The organism is Streptomyces sp. NPDC007971, from assembly GCF_042958635.1.
Taxonomy (GTDB): domain Bacteria; phylum Actinomycetota; class Actinomycetes; order Streptomycetales; family Streptomycetaceae; genus Streptomyces.
The window spans coordinates 15,938-32,255 of record NZ_JBIBJK010000012.1 but is presented as its reverse complement, the minus strand read 5'-3'; the positions used below and the strand labels follow the sequence as shown (position 1 = coordinate 32,255).

The window sequence follows — 16,318 nt, the reverse complement described above, 5'->3', positions numbered from 1 at the left end:
GTCGACTGCGGGGGCGATCGCCGAGCGCCGGGTCTTCGGCTGCGGGCGCGATCGCCGAGCGCCGGGTCTTCGGCTGCGGGCGCGCGGGGGCTGATCGCGCAGTTCCCCGCGCCCCTTCGGTGCGCTCCCAGCCACGCACGGACACCCGGCACCCGGCACCCGGCGGTCAGCCCCGGCTCACCGCTCCACTTCGTACAGCACCTGCCCCCGCGGCCCACCGGCCACCCGCCGCAACCACGGCTCAGCAGAACCCTTCGCCCCCACAACCCACCGCACGCCGTACTCCCGCGCTATGGCCCGCCTCGCATCCCCCGACGTCCCCGCAGCGAAGTACCGCTTCACCGCCGCATCCCGCCTCCCCGCATCCGGCAGGAACACATCGGGATAGCCGGGCGCCACGGTGTACGCCCCGTACGCGGGGATCTGCCGCGCCGGCATCGTCCGGGCCATCACCACATCCCCGTCCTTCACCCACGGCGTGATCCAGTGGTACCCCACCCACGGCTCCCGGTACTTCGCCGCGACCGCACCGGGCAGCGCATCGCGCCCGACCACGTACCCGAGCGTCCCCACCTGCGTCCACGCCCCGACGGCCAGCGCGGCGCCGAGCACACACGCCCAGCCGGTCCGCACCGCCCGCTTCCCCGCCGACACGACCTCCAGAGCGGCGGCGAGCTGGGCCGGGATCAGCGCGGCGGGCAGGGCGCGGCCCCAGGAGTAGTGCCCGGTCAGCCCGCCCGCGGCGAACATCAGCGCGCCGAGGAGGAAGAAGAGGACCAAGGGGTCCCAGCGGTCCCGCCGACAGCGCATGCCCAGGGCCACGACCCCGAGCAGTGCCAGCCCGAACCGGCCGGCCAGGTCGTCGTAGAGCGGCCGGTGGATCGCTTCGAGGTCCGTGCCCGCGGAGAAGAGCGCGAAGAAGTCGTAGTACGGCCAGAGCCCGAGCAGGACCACGCCCACGACCAGTGCGGCGCCGAGCCGCAGCAGCACCGCCCGGCCCGGTCGCGCGGCGATCACCATGGCCAGCGCGCCGAGGGTCGCCACGACCCCGGTGAACTGGTGACACAGCAGGATCAGCCCCCACAGCAGGCCGAGCCCGAGCCACTTCTCCCAGCCGGTCTCCTCGCGCAGCGCACGGGTGAGCCATGCCCAGAAGTGGAAGGAGAGGCCGAGCGCGAGCACGCTCGGGTAAGACACCGTCAGCGCGAGCGAGTCGAGGCCGAGGAAGCCGCTCCAGTCGAACAGCGCAGGGCCCCACAGGAGGACCAGGCTCAGCAGCGCCAGAGCGGGCGCGGCACGGTGGGCGCTGAGCGTGCGGACGTACCGCCACACGCCGGTGACCAGCAGTCCGAGCGCGACGAACGCACCGATCCGCAGCACGACGAAGACGGAGAGGCCGGTGAGTTTGGCGAGGCAGCCGAGCACCAGCATCCACGGCGAGTAGTACGGGCTCGGCGTGTCGGCGTCGACCAGCGGGTTGCCCGGGTGCAGCAGGCTGTGCCGCAGCCGCTGCACGGTCGCCGCGTGCATGCCGAGGTCGCCCACCCAGGGCAGGCGGACGATCACCAGGAGGAGAAGGACCACCACGAGCGCGGCGGCGGCCTGGGGCAGTGCGCGGCCGGCGCTCGTGGTGCTAGGCGAGATGGCGCGCATCCTGCTGGAACACCCATGTGCGGTAGACGAGGAAACGGAACGCGGAGGCGAGCACGATCGACAGCGCCTTCACCGCATTCGATTCGAGCACGCTGTGCAGACCGAGACCGTGATACCCGACCCAGAACAGGCCGATTTCCATCACCACACCGATACCGCTGAAGACGAAGAACAGCACGATCTGTCGGCGGGACCGCGAGGCCCGGTCGCGATAGGCGAAATAGCGGAAGCCCAGGTAATTGGTCGCCATCGCGATACAACTGGCCAGGACCGTCGCGGTCATCGCCTGCCACCGCAGGCCGTGCAGCAGCAGGTTGAAGACGAGGAAATTGACGAGGACGCCGCTGCCGCCGACGACCCCGAACTTCACGACTTCCAGCACGACGCGCGTGACCGGCCGTTCCGGAGCCGGCGCGGGAGGCGCCGGACGGGTCTCGGTGAGGTTCACTGTCACAGCCCAGACCCTAGCCGAAACACCCCGATTAGCAGGAAACGGTAAATTCACCGCACGGTTTTCCCTAAACGTCGGCAAGCCGTCGGCAAGTCGGGGGCAAGACGGCGCGGGAATGGGGCAGGGCAGGGCCGGGGCAGAACTGAGGGCGCCCCGGGCCATGACCGGCCCGGGGCGCCCTCAGTGCCCTACGGCTACGAATGCGAGCGCAGCAGCGTCCGCATCGTACGCATCGCCACCGACAGGTTGGCGAGGTCGAAGGAGTCCGAACCGCGGATCTCGTCCAGGGTGGTGCGCGCCCGGCCCAGGATCGCGCCGTTCTTCTGCTCCCAGGCCTTGAACCGCTGCTCGGGCGTCGACGTGCCGTTGCCGGCCGCGAAGACGTCCGCGGTGAGCGCCGCGTGGGCCGCGTAGAGGTCCTCGCGGATGGAGGCGCGGGCCATGGACTGCCAGCGGTCCTCGCGGGGCAGCTCGATGATCCGGTCCATGAGCTGGGTGATGCCGAGGCGGTCGGCGAGGTCGTAGTAGACCTCGGCGACGTCCAGCGGCTCCTTGTTGGTGCGGTCGGCCACCGAGACGATGTCCAGCGCCGGGAAGGCGGAGGAGAACCCGGCCACGCGGGTGGCCAGTTCGTCCGGGACACCGGCCGCGGACAGCTCGTCGTACACGTGCTGGTACCACTCCAGGTCCGCGCCGCGCAGCAGCTTGGGCAGCTCCTGCCAGACCCGCTCGACGCGCTCGCCGAAGAACTCGACCGTCTCCGCGAGCTCCAGCGGCTGCGGCCGGTTGTTCAGCAGCCAGCGCGTGCCACGCTCGACCAGACGGCGCGAGTGCAGCCGGATCCGGGTCTGGACGTCCGCGTCGACCCTGTTGTCCAGCTCCTCGACCGCGTCCCACACCGGCGCCGAGCGGAAGATCGCGCGGGCCGCGGTCTGGGCGCGGACGATCTCCTCCAGCGAGGCACCGGTCTCCTCGCGCAGGCGGTGCAGATACGTCGTACCACCCGTGTTGACCGTGTCGTTGACCAGCACGGTCGTGGTGATCTCGCGGCGCAGCGGGTGGCTGTCGACCGCGTCCGCGAAGCGCTCGCGCAGCGCCGTCGGGAAGTAGGCGTGCAGCAGGCTCCGCAGGTACGGGTCGTCCGGCAGCGAGGTGTGCAGCAGCTCCTCGGCAACCGTGATCTTCGTGTACGCCATCAGCACGGCCGTCTCCGGGCCGGTCAGGCCCTGCCCCTGGATCAGCCGCTCGCGGATCTGGCGGTCGGCGGGCAGGAACTCCAGCGCCCGGTCCAGGTGGCCCTCGCGGACCAGGTGGCGGATGAACCGCTGCTGCGCGTGCAGCATGTCCTTGGACTGGGCGAGGGCGTTGGCGAGCGCCGTGTTCTGCGCGTAGTTGTTGCGCAGCACCAGCGCGCCGACCTCGTCGGTCATCTCGGCGAGCAGCTTGTTGCGCTGCTTGACGGTCATGTCGCCGTCCGCGACCAGGCCGTTCAGCAGGATCTTGATGTTCACCTCGTGGTCGGAGGTGTCCACGCCGGCGCTGTTGTCGATCGCGTCGGTGTTGATCCGGCCGCCGTGCAGCGCGAACTCGATGCGGCCGAGCTGGGTCAGGCCCAGGTTGCCGCCCTCGCCGACGACCTTGACGCGCAGGTCGGCACCGTCGACGCGGATGGCGTCGTTGGCCTTGTCACCGACGTCCGCGTTGGACTCCGCGGACGACTTCACATAGGTGCCGATGCCGCCGTTCCACAACAGGTCCACCGGCGCCTGGAGGATCGTCTTCATCAGGTCGGCCGGGGTCATCTTGGAGATCTTCTCCTCGATGCCCAGCGCCTCGCGGATGTGCGCGTTGAGCGGGATCGCCTTGGCGGTGCGCGGGAAGATCCCGCCGCCGGCCGACAGCAGCTCGGTGTTGTAGTCCGCCCAGCTGGAGCGGGGCAGTTCGAACAGGCGGCGGCGCTCGGCGTAGGAGGTGGCCGCGTCCGGGTTCGGGTCGATGACGATGTGCCGGTGGTCGAAGGCGGCGACCAGGCGGATGTGCTCGCTCAGCAGCATGCCGTTGCCGAACACGTCACCGGACATGTCGCCGATGCCGACGACCGTGAAGTCCTCGGTCTGCGTGTCCACGCCCAGCTCGCGGAAGTGCCGCTTCACGGACTCCCAGGCGCCGCGGGCGGTGATGCCCATGCCCTTGTGGTCGTAGCCGGCCGAGCCGCCGGAGGCGAAGGCGTCGCCGAGCCAGAAGTTGTACTTCTCGGCGACACCGTTGGCGATGTCGGAGAAGGTCGCGGTGCCCTTGTCGGCGGCGACCACCAGGTAGGTGTCGTCGCCGTCGTGCCGGACGACGTCCTGCGGCGGCACGACCTCGCCGGCGACCATGTTGTCGGTGATGTCGAGCAGCGCCGAGATGAACGTCTTGTAGCTGGCGATGCCCTCGGCCAGCCAGGCGTCCCGGTCCACGCTCGGGTCCGGCAGCTGCTTGGCGACGAAGCCGCCCTTGGCACCCACCGGCACGATGACGGTGTTCTTCACCATCTGCGCCTTGACCAGGCCGAGGATCTCCGTACGGAAGTCCTCACGCCGGTCCGACCAGCGCAGACCGCCGCGCGCGACCTTGCCGAAGCGCAGGTGCACGCCCTCGACGCGCGGTGAGTACACCCAGATCTCGTACGCCGGGCGCGGCGCGGGCAGGTCCGGGATGGCCTGCGGGTCGAACTTCATGGACACGTACGCGTGCGGACCGCCGCCGACCGTCTCCTGGAAGAAGTTCGTGCGCAGGGTCGCCTTGATGACGGTCAGGAAGGAGCGCAGGATGCGGTCCTCGTCCAGGCTCGCCACCTGGTCCAGGGCCGCGTCCAGCTCCTCCAGCAGCGCGTCGACGATCTCCAGACCGGCCGTCTGGCGGTCCGGGGACATCCGTGCCTCGAACAGCGAGACGAGGAGCCGGGTGGTGTGGACGTTGTTGCGGAGGGTGTCCTCCATGTAGTCCTGGCTGAAGGTGGAGCCGGCCTGCCGCAGGTACTTGGCGTACGCGCGCAGCACCGTCGCCTGCCGCCAGGTGAGGCCGGCGCTCAGCACGAGGGCGTTGAAGCCGTCGTTCTCCGCCTGGCCGGTCCAGGTCGCGGCGAACGCCTCCTGGAACCGCTCGCGGCCGTCGTCGCCGAGGTAGTCCCCGTTGCCGCCGCCCAGCGCCTTGGGCATGCGCAGGCCGAAGTCGTAGATCCAGGCGAGGGTGCGGTCCGAGCAGCGCAGCTCGTACGGGCGCTCGTCCACGACCTCGACGCCGAGCCGGCTGAGCACCGGCAGCACCGCGGACAGGGAGACCGCGTCGCCCTTGCGGTAGATCTTGAAGCGGCGCTCGCCGGGGGCCGCGCCCACCGGCTCGTACAGGCTCAGCGCGAAGTCGTTGCCCTTCTCCTCGCTCAGCCGCTCCAGGTGCACCAGGTCGGCGACCGCCGCGCGCGGCGTGTGGTCGGCCTTGTAGCCCTCGGGGAAGGAGTTGCCGTTGTTGTAGCGGCGCAGCAGCTCGGCGGCGCGCTCCTCGCCGCACTCGGCGTTCAGCGCCTCGGCGAACCCGTCGGCCCAGGAGCGGGCGGCCTCGACCAGGCGGGCCTCGATGCGGTCCTTGTCGGCGTCCGACAGCTCGGGCAGCTCGGTGCCCGGGGGGACGCGGACGACGAAGTGCAGCCGGGAGAGAATCGATTCGGTGTTCCAGGCGGTGAAGTCGACGCTGATGCCGCCGAGCTCCTCCTTCAGGATGTCGATGATCCGCAGCCGGACACCGGTGGTGTAGCGGTCGCGCGGCAGGTAGACGAGGGCCGAGTAGTAACGGCCGTACTCGTCCTGGCGCAGGTAGAGCCTCAGCCGACGGCGTTCCTGCAGGTAGAGGACGCTCGTCGCGATGGCCTGGAGCTCGGCGGCCGGGGTCTGGAACAGCTCGTCGCGCGGGTAGGTCTCCAGGATCTGGAGGAGGTCGCGGCCGTCGTGGCTGTCGGGCGAGAAGCCGGCGCGCTCCAGGACCTCGTCGACCTTGCGGCGGATGACCGGGACCCGGCGGACCGACTCGGTGTACGCGGCGGAGGAGAACAGGCCGAGGAAGCGGCGCTCGCCGACGACGTTGCCGTCCGCGTCGAACTTCTTGACGCCGACGTAGTCCAGGTACGAGGGCCGGTGCACGGTGGCGCGGCTGTTGGCCTTGGTCAGCACGAGCAGCCTGTGCTCGCGGGCCTTGGCGCGGGCGTCGGCGGGGAGCCGCTCGAAGGAGGGGCTGACCGGGTGCTGGTCGTCCTCTGCGTGCTGCGGGTCCGAGCGCAGTATGCCGAGACCGGTGCCGGGCACGGCGGCGAGCGTGTCGTCGTCGCGCAGCTCGTACTCGCGGAAGCCGAGGAAGGTGAAGTGGTCGGTGGACAGCCAGCGCAGCAGCTCGCGGGCCTCCTCGACCTCGGCCGCGGGCAGATCGGCCGGCAGGGCCTCGCTCTCCAGACCGCCGCCGATCCGGGACGCCGCGTCCCGCATCTTCTCCCAGTCCTCGACGGCCTCGCGGACGTCGGACAGGACGCGCAGCAGGTCGGCGGTGATCTGCTTGAGGTCGGCGCGGTCCGTCTCACGGTCGATCTCGACGTGGATCCAGGACTCGACGTGCGCGTCGTGCGGGAGGTCACCGCCGGCGGGCGCGGCGGGCAGCACCTCGATGAGCTTGCCGGTGAGGTCGCGCCGGACGACGATCTGCGGGTGGATCACGACGTGGATGCCGCGGCCCTGCCGGGTCAGCTCGTTGGTGACCGAGTCCACGAGGAAGGGCATGTCGTCGGTGACGACCTCCACCACGGTGTGGCTGCAGGTCCACCCGTTCTCTTCCACGGTCGGGGTGTGCACCCGGACGTTCGCGGTGCCCTGGGGGCGGTGCTCGGCGAGCCGGTAGTGCGAGACCGCGGCACCGAAGACGTCGACCGGGTCGCGGTCGGCCAGGTCTTCCGGCGCGGTGTGCAGGTAGTAACGCTGGAGGAACGCGAGCACGGACTCGCTGTCGAGAGTGCCGGCCGTACCCTCGCCCGTCGTCCCGGTCGGTAGGTGCCCCCCGACCGGGCTGTTCTCAGCTACCCGGGCGGCCCGTTCGAGCAGCTCGGCCTTGGCTTCGTCCAGCTTGGTCTGCATTGTCCTCTGGCTCCTGTCGCGCGCCGTTGCGTGACGTAGAAGGAAAAACGGTCTCTTCCCCTCCGGCTCGACGCCACGGCCCGGGGTGTCCGGACCGATTCGACGGTATGCCGCGAGGTGAGATGAGCGGGGGGTATTCGGCCATTCTCGGCACGTCCACGGGGTGTGACGCTGCTCTCGGCACCGCCGCGTCCCGGGCCGTGCCCGGCTTCCCGGGGGCTTCCGCGCCCCCGTCCTGCCCGCAAAGATCAGCGACCGCCGCCCGGTCACGGAGGTGTTCCGTGCAACCCGGGCGCAGGGCAGGGGCAGGAGCGCCCCCGCGAGATATCGCGCTGATCACGCCACCAAGGCTATCGCTCCTCACCCCGGGCCCGTCATGAGCCGTATGTGTACAAAACAGTGGGGAGAACTTTGACGTTCTGCACAGCGCCGGGGAGGCGTCCGGTGGCGTATCAGGTCACCCCGGGGCGTGAACGGTCGCGTCCGGTTCACCCATCCCGCCACACCCGATCCACACCCGATCCACGTACCTGGCCACACCCGATCCACGTACCTGGTCGCAGCCGGCCCGTTCACCTGGTCGCGAGCCGGCGCGCACCCGGCCACGCCCGGTCCGCGCACCCGGTCCGCGCACCCGGTCGAGTCCTGTCGCACGTCCGGTCACAGCCCGTCCGGTCACAGCCCGTCCACACATCCGGTCGCGCCCGAGGCCTTCGGGCCACACCCTGAAAGCGACGGGCCCTCTTGGCAAGCACGCCCGGCCGAGGCACGTTGCCAGGACAGTGCCCATCCCCCGCCGAGGGGCCGTGCCCGTGCAGGAGGAGCCGACATGCCCGCGAAGATCCTCATCATCACCGGCGACGCAGCGGAGTCCCTGGAAGTCCTCTACCCCTATCAGCGCCTGCGCGAGGAGGGCTACGACGTCCACATCGCGGCCCCCACCCGCAAGACACTCCGGTTTGTCGTCCACGACTTCGAACCCGGTTTCGACACCTACACCGAGAAGCCCGGTTACACCTGGCCCGCCGACCTCGCGTTCTCCGAGGTCGACCCCGGGGACTACGCGGCTCTCGTCGTCCCCGGCGGCCGGGCGCCCGAGTACCTGCGCAACGACCCCGAACTGCGCAAGATCCTCAAGGCGTTCTTCGACGCGGACAAGCCGGTCGCCCAGATCTGCCACGGTCCGCTGCTCACCGCCGCGATCGACAGCCTGCGCGGGCGCCGGGTCACCGCCTACCCGGCCCTGGAACTCGACATGCAGTCGGCCGGAGCCCACTTCGAGGACTCCGAGGCAGTGGTCGACGGCACCCTGATCTCGGCCCGTGCCTGGCCGGATCATCCGGCCTGGATGCGCGAGTTCCTCACCGTACTGCGGGCCAAGGCCCCGGTGACATGACCGCACGGCGCGGCCGCCGCTAGGCGGCGCCGCCCCCTGCCCGGCCCCGGCACAGAGCGCCTCATACTCCCGCCCACGGCTACGCCGCTATGCGCTGGGCCTCCGCCACTGCCTCGGCCAGCGTGTCCACCACCGGCACCCCGACCTCCTCCAGACTGGCCCGGCCGTGCGAACCACCGGTGTACAGCACAGCCCGGGCTCCCACATGCCGCGCCGCAACCGCATCGTCCGCGGCATCGCCGATCACCACGGTCCGCGCGGCCTCCACCGGCCCGCTCATCGCCTCCAGATGCCGCACCATGTGCTCGGCCTTGCTGCCTCCGGACGGCCCCGTACGCCCGTCGACCCGCATGAAGTGCCCCTCGATCCCGAAGCCGCGCACCAGCGGCACCAGCTCCTCGTGCCCGTACATGCTCAGCAGCGACTGGCTGTGCCCCGCCGACCGCCATTCCGCCAGCAGCTCGGCCGCCCCCTCGGTCAGGCCGCAGCGGACGCGGTGCTGTATGTAGTGCCGGTGGAAGACGCCGTCCATCCGCTCCCACTCGGCATCCGTCGGAAGCCGGCCGAGCAGGCGCTCGTAGAACTTCGGCACCGGGACGCAGTACAGCGTCCGGTACTGCTCCAGTGTGATCGGCGCCAGCCCCAGCTCGGCGAAGGCCGCGTTCGTCGCCCCGATGATCGCGTCGTTGTCGTGGAACAGCGTGCCGTTCCAGTCCCAGACAATGTGCGCGCTTCCGTGCATCCCCATGCGAAAAACCGTACCCGCCCCCACTGACAATCACGTCACGTCGGCGATCCGGCCAGGACCCGGAACAGGGCTCGGCCGGAAGAGGACCCGGCCGGGCCAGGCCAGGGGCGGGCCAGGGGGCGGACCGGGGTCCGGCTCGGGATCCAGCGCGCGGCTCGGTCGGGCCAGGGATCGGACGGGCCGGAGCTTGGGCCAGGGCGAGGTCGAGCCCGAGAAGGGACGGCCGGAGTCGGGTCGGGCCCGAGAGGGGGCGGCCGGAGCAGGGACAGCCGGAGTCGGGGCCGGCGTTCGGTCAGGCGAGGTCGACCAGGTGGGGGATCTCCTGCGTGGCGTACCACAGCAACTCGTGGTCGTCGGCCCCGTCCACCACGAACTGCGCGTCGTCGTCCCCGCCGTCGGCCGCTCCCAGCGCCTGCGCCGCCGCGGCGACATCCTCCTCCGCGTCATCGGCGTCGACATGCACCGCGGCCGCCTTGGCGAGCTTCACCGTCCCGGCCACGGTCACCTCCCCGAGCGCCGCCGGATCGAGCCCGCGGTCCGGGTCGGCCGTCGCGGTCCCGTCGGCCACGTCGACGGCGACCACGACCCGGCGCCGCACGGCACCCGGATCGGCCGCCAGCAGCCGCAGCGAGGCCTGAGCGGCCCGGCTCAGCGCCGCGTACTCCAGTTCCTCGATGTCGTCGGAGAGGTACCACTCGCGCAGCGCGGGTGTGACGGCATACGCGGCGAAGGGGCCGCTCCCCAGCTCGCCCGTCTTGTGCGCCTCGGCGAGCCCGGGAAGGGTCAGGGGGACGTAGACGCGCATGGCTGGCCGCTCTTTCCTGGTCAAAGGCTCCGCTGAGGCCCGTTGGAGGGCGGCTGGCGCGTCTCCCGACGGGCCTTCAGGATACGTGCGCCGTCCCCTTTCGGGTTCCCGCCCGCACCCTCGGCCCCGTCCACCACGCGCCCGCATCTCACCCTGTCCGGCCGCTTGTCCGCGGGACCTCCAAGGGCCCGCACCACCCGGATAGGTGAACATGCCGGGGCCCTCACCGCCCGCCCCGTCTTCCTTGCGGCTGCCGTCCCCGCCCCCGTACAAGATCCCCACCAACTAGTTACCGCCCGGTACATTCCGGGCCCGCCGAACGGGGATCCCCATGAACAAGGTCATGAGCCGCACCGCTCACCCCCGCCCGCGCCACCGTCCCCCGACCCGCCAGGACTCGCGCCGCCCGGGCGGCGCACCGCCCCGCAACCCGGTCCGCGGCAGGACCGCCACGGCGCCCGCCACGGCGCCCGCGACGGCCGTGGCGCAGCCGCGCCCCACCGACCTCTTCGCCGACCGTCTGCTGGCCGTCCTCAGCGGCCATCGCCCGGTCCACTGGATGCTCCGGCACACCGCGGGCCGCGCCTACGACGACCTCGCCCGCCTCGCCGAGATGAGCCCCCTGCGCACCCGCGGCCGCCGCCCCGTCGTCCGCGACATCGGCTACTACGTCCCCCGCACCGGCGCCCTGGAGGTCTTCGCCCGCATCTGTGCCGGCGACCGGCTGCGTGCCATGGCCTTCCGCCTGGAACGCGGCGACGACCACCGCTGGCGCTGCACAGCCGTGGAGCTGGGCGGCCCGAGGCCTCCCCGCACACCCGAGGACGACTGAGCCCGACACCCGACGCCCTACCCCTGGGACAGCTCCAGGAAGCCGTCCCACGGCAGCTACGGGCAAGCCGTGCCACTCGGCAAGCCTGAGGGCCTCTCTCGGTGTTTCAAGGGCCCTGGAGGACGCTCAGGCGGCACGGATGGGCGATGGGGCCCGAGGCAGCACCCCGCAGGCGCGGGCGAGCCCCCCATCGCCGCCCAGCCCCAGCACCCAGCACCCAGCACCGGGCACCGGGCACCGGGCACCGGGCACCGGCGTAGCACCGCCCTGCCCCAAGCCGAAGGGCCGGACCTCCCCAAGGAGACCCGGCCCTTCACCACGAACGAAACACCGCAGGTTACTTCTTGCGGCGCCGGCCGCCCTTCGCCTGCCGACGACGCTCGGCCCGCGTCAGCCCGTCGGACTCGGACCGCACCGGCTCATCGTCCTCGAGGTCGCGCTCCACGATGCCGCCCTCGCCGTCCACGGTGGGCGCGGAGAAGTGCAGATCCCGCCGCTGCGGAACGTCGAGACCCTTGGCCCGGATCTCGGGACGCGCACCCGCCTGCGCCGGCACCGTGTCCTGGACGCCCTCCGCCAGCGGCTCGGCCTCCTCGACCGGGACCTCCTCGACCTGCTGCTCGACCTGGACCTCCAGGTTGAACAAGTAGCCGACGGACTCCTCCTTGATGCCCTCCATCATGGCGGTGAACATGTCGAAGCCCTCGCGCTGGTACTCGACCAGCGGGTCCTTCTGCGCCATCGCGCGCAGGCCGATGCCCTCCTGGAGGTAGTCCATCTCGTAGAGGTGCTCGCGCCACTTGCGGTCGAGGACCGACAGCACGACCCGCCGCTCCAGCTCCCGCATGATCTCGGAGCCGAGCTGCGTCTCGCGCGCCTCGTACTGCTCGCGGATGTCGTCCTTGATGGACTCGGAGATGAACTCGGCGGTCAGACCGGCCCGGTCACCGGCCGCCTCCTCCAGCTCCTCGATGGTGACCTTCACCGGGTAGAGCTGCTTGAAGGCGCCCCACAGCCGGTCCAGGTCCCAGTCCTCGGGGAAGCCCTCGGCGGTCTCCGCACCGACGTACGCGTCGATCGTGTCGTCCATGAAGTGCTGCACCTGCTCCTGCAGGTCCTCGCCCTCCAGAACGCGGCGGCGCTCGCCGTAGATGACCTCGCGCTGCCGGTTGAGCACCTCGTCGTACTTCAGGACGTTCTTACGCGTCTCGAAGTTCTGCTGCTCGACCTGCGACTGCGCGGACGCGATCGCGCGCGTGACCATCTTGTTCTCGATCGGCACGTCGTCCGGCACGTTCGCCATCGACATCACGCGCTCGACCATCTGGGCCTTGAAGAGCCGCATCAGGTCGTCACCGAGGGAGAGGTAGAAGCGGGACTCGCCCGGGTCGCCCTGACGGCCGGAACGACCACGCAGCTGGTTGTCGATACGCCGCGACTCGTGCCGCTCGGTACCGAGCACGTACAGCCCGCCGAGTTCCTTGACCTCCTCGAACTCGGCCTTGACCGCCTGCTCGGCCCGCTCCAGGGCGGCGGGCAGGGCGTGGGCCCACTCCTCGATGTGCTCCTCGGGGTCGAGGCCGCGCTGGCGCAGCTCCGCCTCGGCGAGGTCGTCGGGGTTGCCGCCGAGCTTGATGTCCGTACCGCGGCCGGCCATGTTGGTGGCCACCGTCACGGCACCCCTGCGGCCGGCCTGGGCGACGATCGACGCCTCACGCTCGTGGTGCTTGGCGTTGAGCACCTCGTGCTGCACGCCGCGCTTGCTGAGCTGCTGGGACAGGTACTCCGACTTCTCGACGGACGTCGTGCCGACGAGGATCGGCTGGCCCTTCTCGTGCTTCTCGGCGATGTCGTCGACGACCGCCTCGAACTTGGCCACCTCGGTGCGGTAGATCAGGTCCGACTGGTCCTTGCGCACCATCGGCCTGTTCGTCGGGATCGGGACCACGCCGAGCTTGTAGATCTGGTGGAACTCGGCGGCCTCGGTCATGGCCGTACCGGTCATGCCGGAGAGCTTGTTGTAGAGGCGGAAGAAGTTCTGCAGGGTGATCGTGGCGAGCGTCTGGTTCTCGTCCTTGATGTCCACCCCTTCCTTCGCCTCGATCGCCTGGTGCATGCCCTCGTTGTAGCGGCGGCCGGCGAGGATACGGCCGGTGTGCTCGTCGACGATCATGACCTCGCCGTCGATGACGACGTAGTCCTTGTCCTTCTTGAAGAGTTCCTTGGCCTTGATGGCGTTGTTCAGGTAACCCACGAGCGGGGTGTTCACCGACTCGTAGAGGTTGTCGATGCCCAGCCAGTCCTCGACCTTGGAGACACCGTTCTCGTGGATGGCGACGGTGCGCTTCTTCTCGTCGACGTCGTAGTCGCCGGTCTCCTCGACGCCCTTGAGGGGGTTGCCCGCCTCGCCCTTCTTCAGGCGCGTGACGAGTTTGGCGAAGTCGCCGTACCACTTGGTGGCCTGGTCGGCCGGGCCGGAGATGATCAGCGGCGTACGGGCCTCGTCGACCAGGATGGAGTCGACCTCGTCGACGATGGCGAAGTTGTGGCCGCGCTGCACCAGCTCGTCCTGCGACCACGCCATGTTGTCGCGCAGGTAGTCGAAGCCGAACTCGTTGTTCGTGCCGTACGTGATGTCGCACTGGTACTGCTCGCGGCGCTGGGCCGGGGTCATGTTGGCCAGGATGCAGCCGACTTCCAGGCCCAGGAACTTGTGAACGCGGCCCATCATCTCGGAGTCGCGCTCGGCCAGGTAGTCGTTGACCGTGACGATGTGGACGCCGTCTCCGGAGAGGGCGTTCAGGTACGCGGGCAGCGTGCCGACGAGGGTCTTGCCCTCACCGGTCTTCATCTCGGCCACGTAGCCGAGGTGGAGGGCGGCGCCACCCATCAGCTGCACGTCGTAGTGCCGCTGGCCGAGGGCGCGCTTGGCGGCCTCGCGGACGGTGGCGAACGCCTCGGGGAGCAGGTCGTCCAGGCTCTCACCGTCTGCGTACCGCTGCTTGTACTCATCGGTGAGGGCCCGCAGCTCGGCGTCGGAGAGGTCGACGAAGTCCTCTTCGATGGAGTTGACCTGGTCCGCGATGCGGTGCAGCTTGCGCAGGATCTTGCCTTCGCCTGCACGCATGATCTTCGAGAGGACGGACACGGGGGCTGGTCTCCTTGCCGGTCGGGCCTGGGACGGTCGGTTTTCCATTGGACGTACTGAGCAACGGCCATCGTATGCGAGGACCCGGCCACGCCGGGAGGCCTGGCGGCCCGACGGCTGTTTCACCCTGGACAACGGACGGGCCGGGCGGATAGTGCCGCCCCGCGGCAGGGAATTGCGCGAAATGTGATCACGTGGTCACGCTCCGCGAAAAGCGCTGGCGTGGCGCACCCCGCACGCGCAGAATCGGCCGATGGAACCCGTCACGCTCGCCACCGACCGTCTGCTGCTGCGCGCCGTCGGCCCGGACGACACCGAGGCGGTCCACACGGCCGCCCAGGACCCGGACATACAGCGCTGGATCTCCTCGTTCCCCTCTCCCTATCTGTGGGAGCACGCGGAGAGCTTCACCGGGCAGATGGCGCCCGGCGGCTGGGCGAGCGACTCGATGTACACCTTCGGCGTGTTCCTTCCCACCCGGCAGCTGGTGGGGATGCTCAGCATCACGATGCGCGCGCTGGGTGTCGGCGAGGTCGGCTACTGGGCCGCCAAGGAGCACCGTGGCCACGGCTACGTCACCGAGGCCACCCTCGCCGCCTCCCGCTGGGCCTTCACCGCGCTGTCCGTCGACCGTCTGGAGTGGCGGGCCGAGGTCGGCAACCGTTCCTCGCGCGCGGTGGCGGAGCGTGCCGGTTTCACCGTCGAGGGCACCCTGCGCTCGGGCGTCAACAACAAGGGGGTACGCCGCGACTGCTGGGTGGGCTCGCTGCTCCCGTCGGACCTGGGCCTGCCGTCGACGGCACCGTATCTGCCCGCGCGTGTCTGAACCTCCCACGCCCGTCCGAGCCTGTCCGCCCGATCCGCGCCCTGCCGGGTGAAAGCGCAGGTCAGCGCGTACTGTCAGTGCTGCCGTCTATCGTCCGACCCATGACGACCCTTCCGCGCCCCGCCGTCACCCTCACCGCGGACGACGCCCGCCGCATCGCCCTGCGGGCCCAGGGCTTCCTCGGCGCGCCCGACCGGCGCGGTGGCGTGCGAGGGGTACTCCGCCACCTCGGCGCGGTCCAGCTGGACACCATCTCGGTCCTCGCCCGCTCCCACGAACTGGTCCCGTACGCACGTCTGGGCGCGGTCGGCCGCAAGACCGTCGAGGACGCGTACTGGAACCCCGCGTCCGCGGGCCGGTCGCCGGGGCGGCCGCACGCCTTCGAGTACTGGTCGCACGCGGCCTGCATCCTGCCGGTCGAGGAGTGGCCCCATTTCGCCTTCCGCCGCCGCGCCTACCGCAACCGCCCGCACTGGAACCACGAGCTGCCCGACGGCGCCTACGACCAGGTCGTCAAGCAGCTGCGCGCGGAGGGCCCGCTGACGGCCACGGAGCTGGGCGGCGCGAAGAGGACCAGCGAGTGGTGGGACTGGTCCGGCGCCAAGGTCGCCGTGGAGCGCGCGCTGATGTACGGAGAGGTGGTGTGCGTCGAGCGCCGCGGCTGGAAGCGGGTCTACGACCTGGCCGAGCGCGCCGTCCCGGATGCACTGCTGGGCGACGACCTGGCCGACACCGAGTGCCTGCGCCGTCTGGTCCGGCTGGCCGGCGAGTCCCTGGGCGTCGGCACGCGCGCGGACATCGCCGACTACCACCGTCTCAAGGGCGAGCAGGTCGACGCGGTGATCGCCGATTCGGGCCTGGTACCGGTCGAGGTCGAGGGCTGGGGCAGGCCGGCCTGGGCGGACCCGGCTGCGCTCGCGGCCCCGCCACGCGGCCGGCACCGCACCACACTGCTGTCCCCGTTCGACTCACTGATCTGGGAGCGGGCCCGTACGGAGCGCATCTTCGGTTTCACCCACCGCCTGGAGGCCTACGTCCCCAAGCCCAAGCGGGTCTACGGCTACTTCGCGATGCCCGTCCTGGCGGGCGGCCGGCTGGTCGGCCGGGTCGACCCGGCCCGCGAGGGCCGGACGCTGGTGGCCAAGCAGGTCACCCTGGACGGCCCGAAGGCGGTCCCGTCGGTCGCGCAGGCCCTGATCGAGGCGGCGGCCTGGGTGAACTGCACGGATGTCCGCGTGGAGCGCGTGGACGCCCCCGACCTGCGCGAACCACTCGCCCGGGAGCTCGCCCGCGCCCTCGCCTAGCC

General features: G+C 70.8%; 10 protein-coding genes. 4 read left to right on the top strand and 6 right to left on the bottom strand.

Going from position 1 to position 16,318, the window contains the following annotated elements:
• Positions 1-177: 177 nt before the first annotated feature.
• The 3 genes from ACFZCP_RS25045 to ACFZCP_RS25035 form a co-directional block, all read right to left on the bottom strand.
• Positions 178-1,653, bottom strand: a complete 1,476-nt coding sequence (locus ACFZCP_RS25045) for a hypothetical protein (RefSeq protein WP_391430123.1) — start codon at positions 1,651-1,653, stop codon at positions 178-180.
• The gene (locus tag ACFZCP_RS25040) at positions 1,634-2,101 is read right to left on the bottom strand and encodes a GtrA family protein (protein WP_391430121.1); all 468 of its coding nucleotides are present in this window, start codon (positions 2,099-2,101) and stop codon (positions 1,634-1,636) included. Before ACFZCP_RS25040 ends, ACFZCP_RS25045 begins: the two co-directional genes overlap by 20 nt.
• A 197-nt stretch (positions 2,102-2,298) precedes the next feature.
• Positions 2,299-7,257 (bottom strand): NAD-glutamate dehydrogenase domain-containing protein, encoded by a 4,959-nt coding sequence (locus ACFZCP_RS25035; RefSeq protein WP_391430119.1) that lies wholly within the window; start codon positions 7,255-7,257, stop codon positions 2,299-2,301.
• An 829-nt stretch (positions 7,258-8,086) separates the two neighbouring features.
• On the opposite strand from ACFZCP_RS25035, the gene ACFZCP_RS25030 reads away from it, so the two are divergent.
• Complete coding sequence (locus ACFZCP_RS25030) at positions 8,087-8,653, top strand: DJ-1/PfpI family protein (protein WP_362700966.1); 567 nt, start codon at positions 8,087-8,089, stop codon at positions 8,651-8,653.
• Between the two features lie 79 nt (positions 8,654-8,732).
• Here the strand turns inward: ACFZCP_RS25030 and ACFZCP_RS25025 are convergent, their stop codons facing one another.
• Both ACFZCP_RS25025 and ACFZCP_RS25020 read right to left on the bottom strand, forming a co-directional pair.
• Entirely contained in the window at positions 8,733-9,401 is a 669-nt protein-coding gene (locus ACFZCP_RS25025) for an HAD family hydrolase (RefSeq protein WP_391430117.1), read from the bottom strand.
• A 292-nt stretch (positions 9,402-9,693) separates the two neighbouring features.
• Positions 9,694-10,206 (bottom strand): DUF6912 family protein, encoded by a 513-nt coding sequence (locus ACFZCP_RS25020; RefSeq protein ID WP_391430115.1) that lies wholly within the window; start codon positions 10,204-10,206, stop codon positions 9,694-9,696.
• Between the two features lie 331 nt (positions 10,207-10,537).
• On the opposite strand from ACFZCP_RS25020, the gene ACFZCP_RS25015 reads away from it, so the two are divergent.
• On the top strand, positions 10,538-11,038 hold the full coding sequence (locus ACFZCP_RS25015) for an Rv3235 family protein (protein WP_391430113.1): 501 nt from the start codon (positions 10,538-10,540) through the stop codon (positions 11,036-11,038).
• A gap of 337 nt (positions 11,039-11,375) precedes the next feature.
• Here ACFZCP_RS25015 and secA read toward each other — a convergent pair whose 3' ends face one another.
• Complete coding sequence (gene secA, locus ACFZCP_RS25010) at positions 11,376-14,186, bottom strand: preprotein translocase subunit SecA (protein WP_362700976.1); 2,811 nt, start codon at positions 14,184-14,186, stop codon at positions 11,376-11,378.
• 253 nt (positions 14,187-14,439) lie between these two features.
• Here secA and ACFZCP_RS25005 point away from each other — a divergent pair, with 253 nt between their 5' ends.
• Together ACFZCP_RS25005 and ACFZCP_RS25000 are read left to right on the top strand one after the other, a co-directional pair.
• Entirely contained in the window at positions 14,440-15,012 is a 573-nt protein-coding gene (locus ACFZCP_RS25005; protein ID WP_391430110.1) for a GNAT family N-acetyltransferase, read from the top strand.
• Between the two features lie 101 nt (positions 15,013-15,113).
• Positions 15,114-16,316: a DNA glycosylase AlkZ-like family protein gene (locus tag ACFZCP_RS25000; protein ID WP_391430108.1), complete on the top strand. Its 1,203-nt coding sequence runs from the start codon at positions 15,114-15,116 to the stop codon at positions 16,314-16,316.
• Positions 16,317-16,318 lie beyond the last annotated feature (2 nt).

What these genes read in the sequence shown, in the direction of transcription:
- ACFZCP_RS25000 (WP_391430108.1), top strand. Translation starts at nt 15,114, where the DNA reads ATGACGACCCTTCCGCGCCCCGCCGTCACCCTCACCGCGGACGACGCC.
- ACFZCP_RS25035 (WP_391430119.1), bottom strand. Translation starts at nt 7,257, where the DNA reads ATGCAGACCAAGCTGGACGAAGCCAAGGCCGAGCTGCTCGAACGGGCC.
- ACFZCP_RS25030 (WP_362700966.1), top strand. Translation starts at nt 8,087, where the DNA reads ATGCCCGCGAAGATCCTCATCATCACCGGCGACGCAGCGGAGTCCCTG.
- ACFZCP_RS25045 (WP_391430123.1), bottom strand. Translation starts at nt 1,653, where the DNA reads ATGCGCGCCATCTCGCCTAGCACCACGAGCGCCGGCCGCGCACTGCCC.
- ACFZCP_RS25025 (WP_391430117.1), bottom strand. Translation starts at nt 9,401, where the DNA reads ATGGGGATGCACGGAAGCGCGCACATTGTCTGGGACTGGAACGGCACG.
- ACFZCP_RS25015 (WP_391430113.1), top strand. Translation starts at nt 10,538, where the DNA reads ATGAACAAGGTCATGAGCCGCACCGCTCACCCCCGCCCGCGCCACCGT.
- ACFZCP_RS25005 (WP_391430110.1), top strand. Translation starts at nt 14,440, where the DNA reads ATGGAACCCGTCACGCTCGCCACCGACCGTCTGCTGCTGCGCGCCGTC.
- ACFZCP_RS25020 (WP_391430115.1), bottom strand. Translation starts at nt 10,206, where the DNA reads ATGCGCGTCTACGTCCCCCTGACCCTTCCCGGGCTCGCCGAGGCGCAC.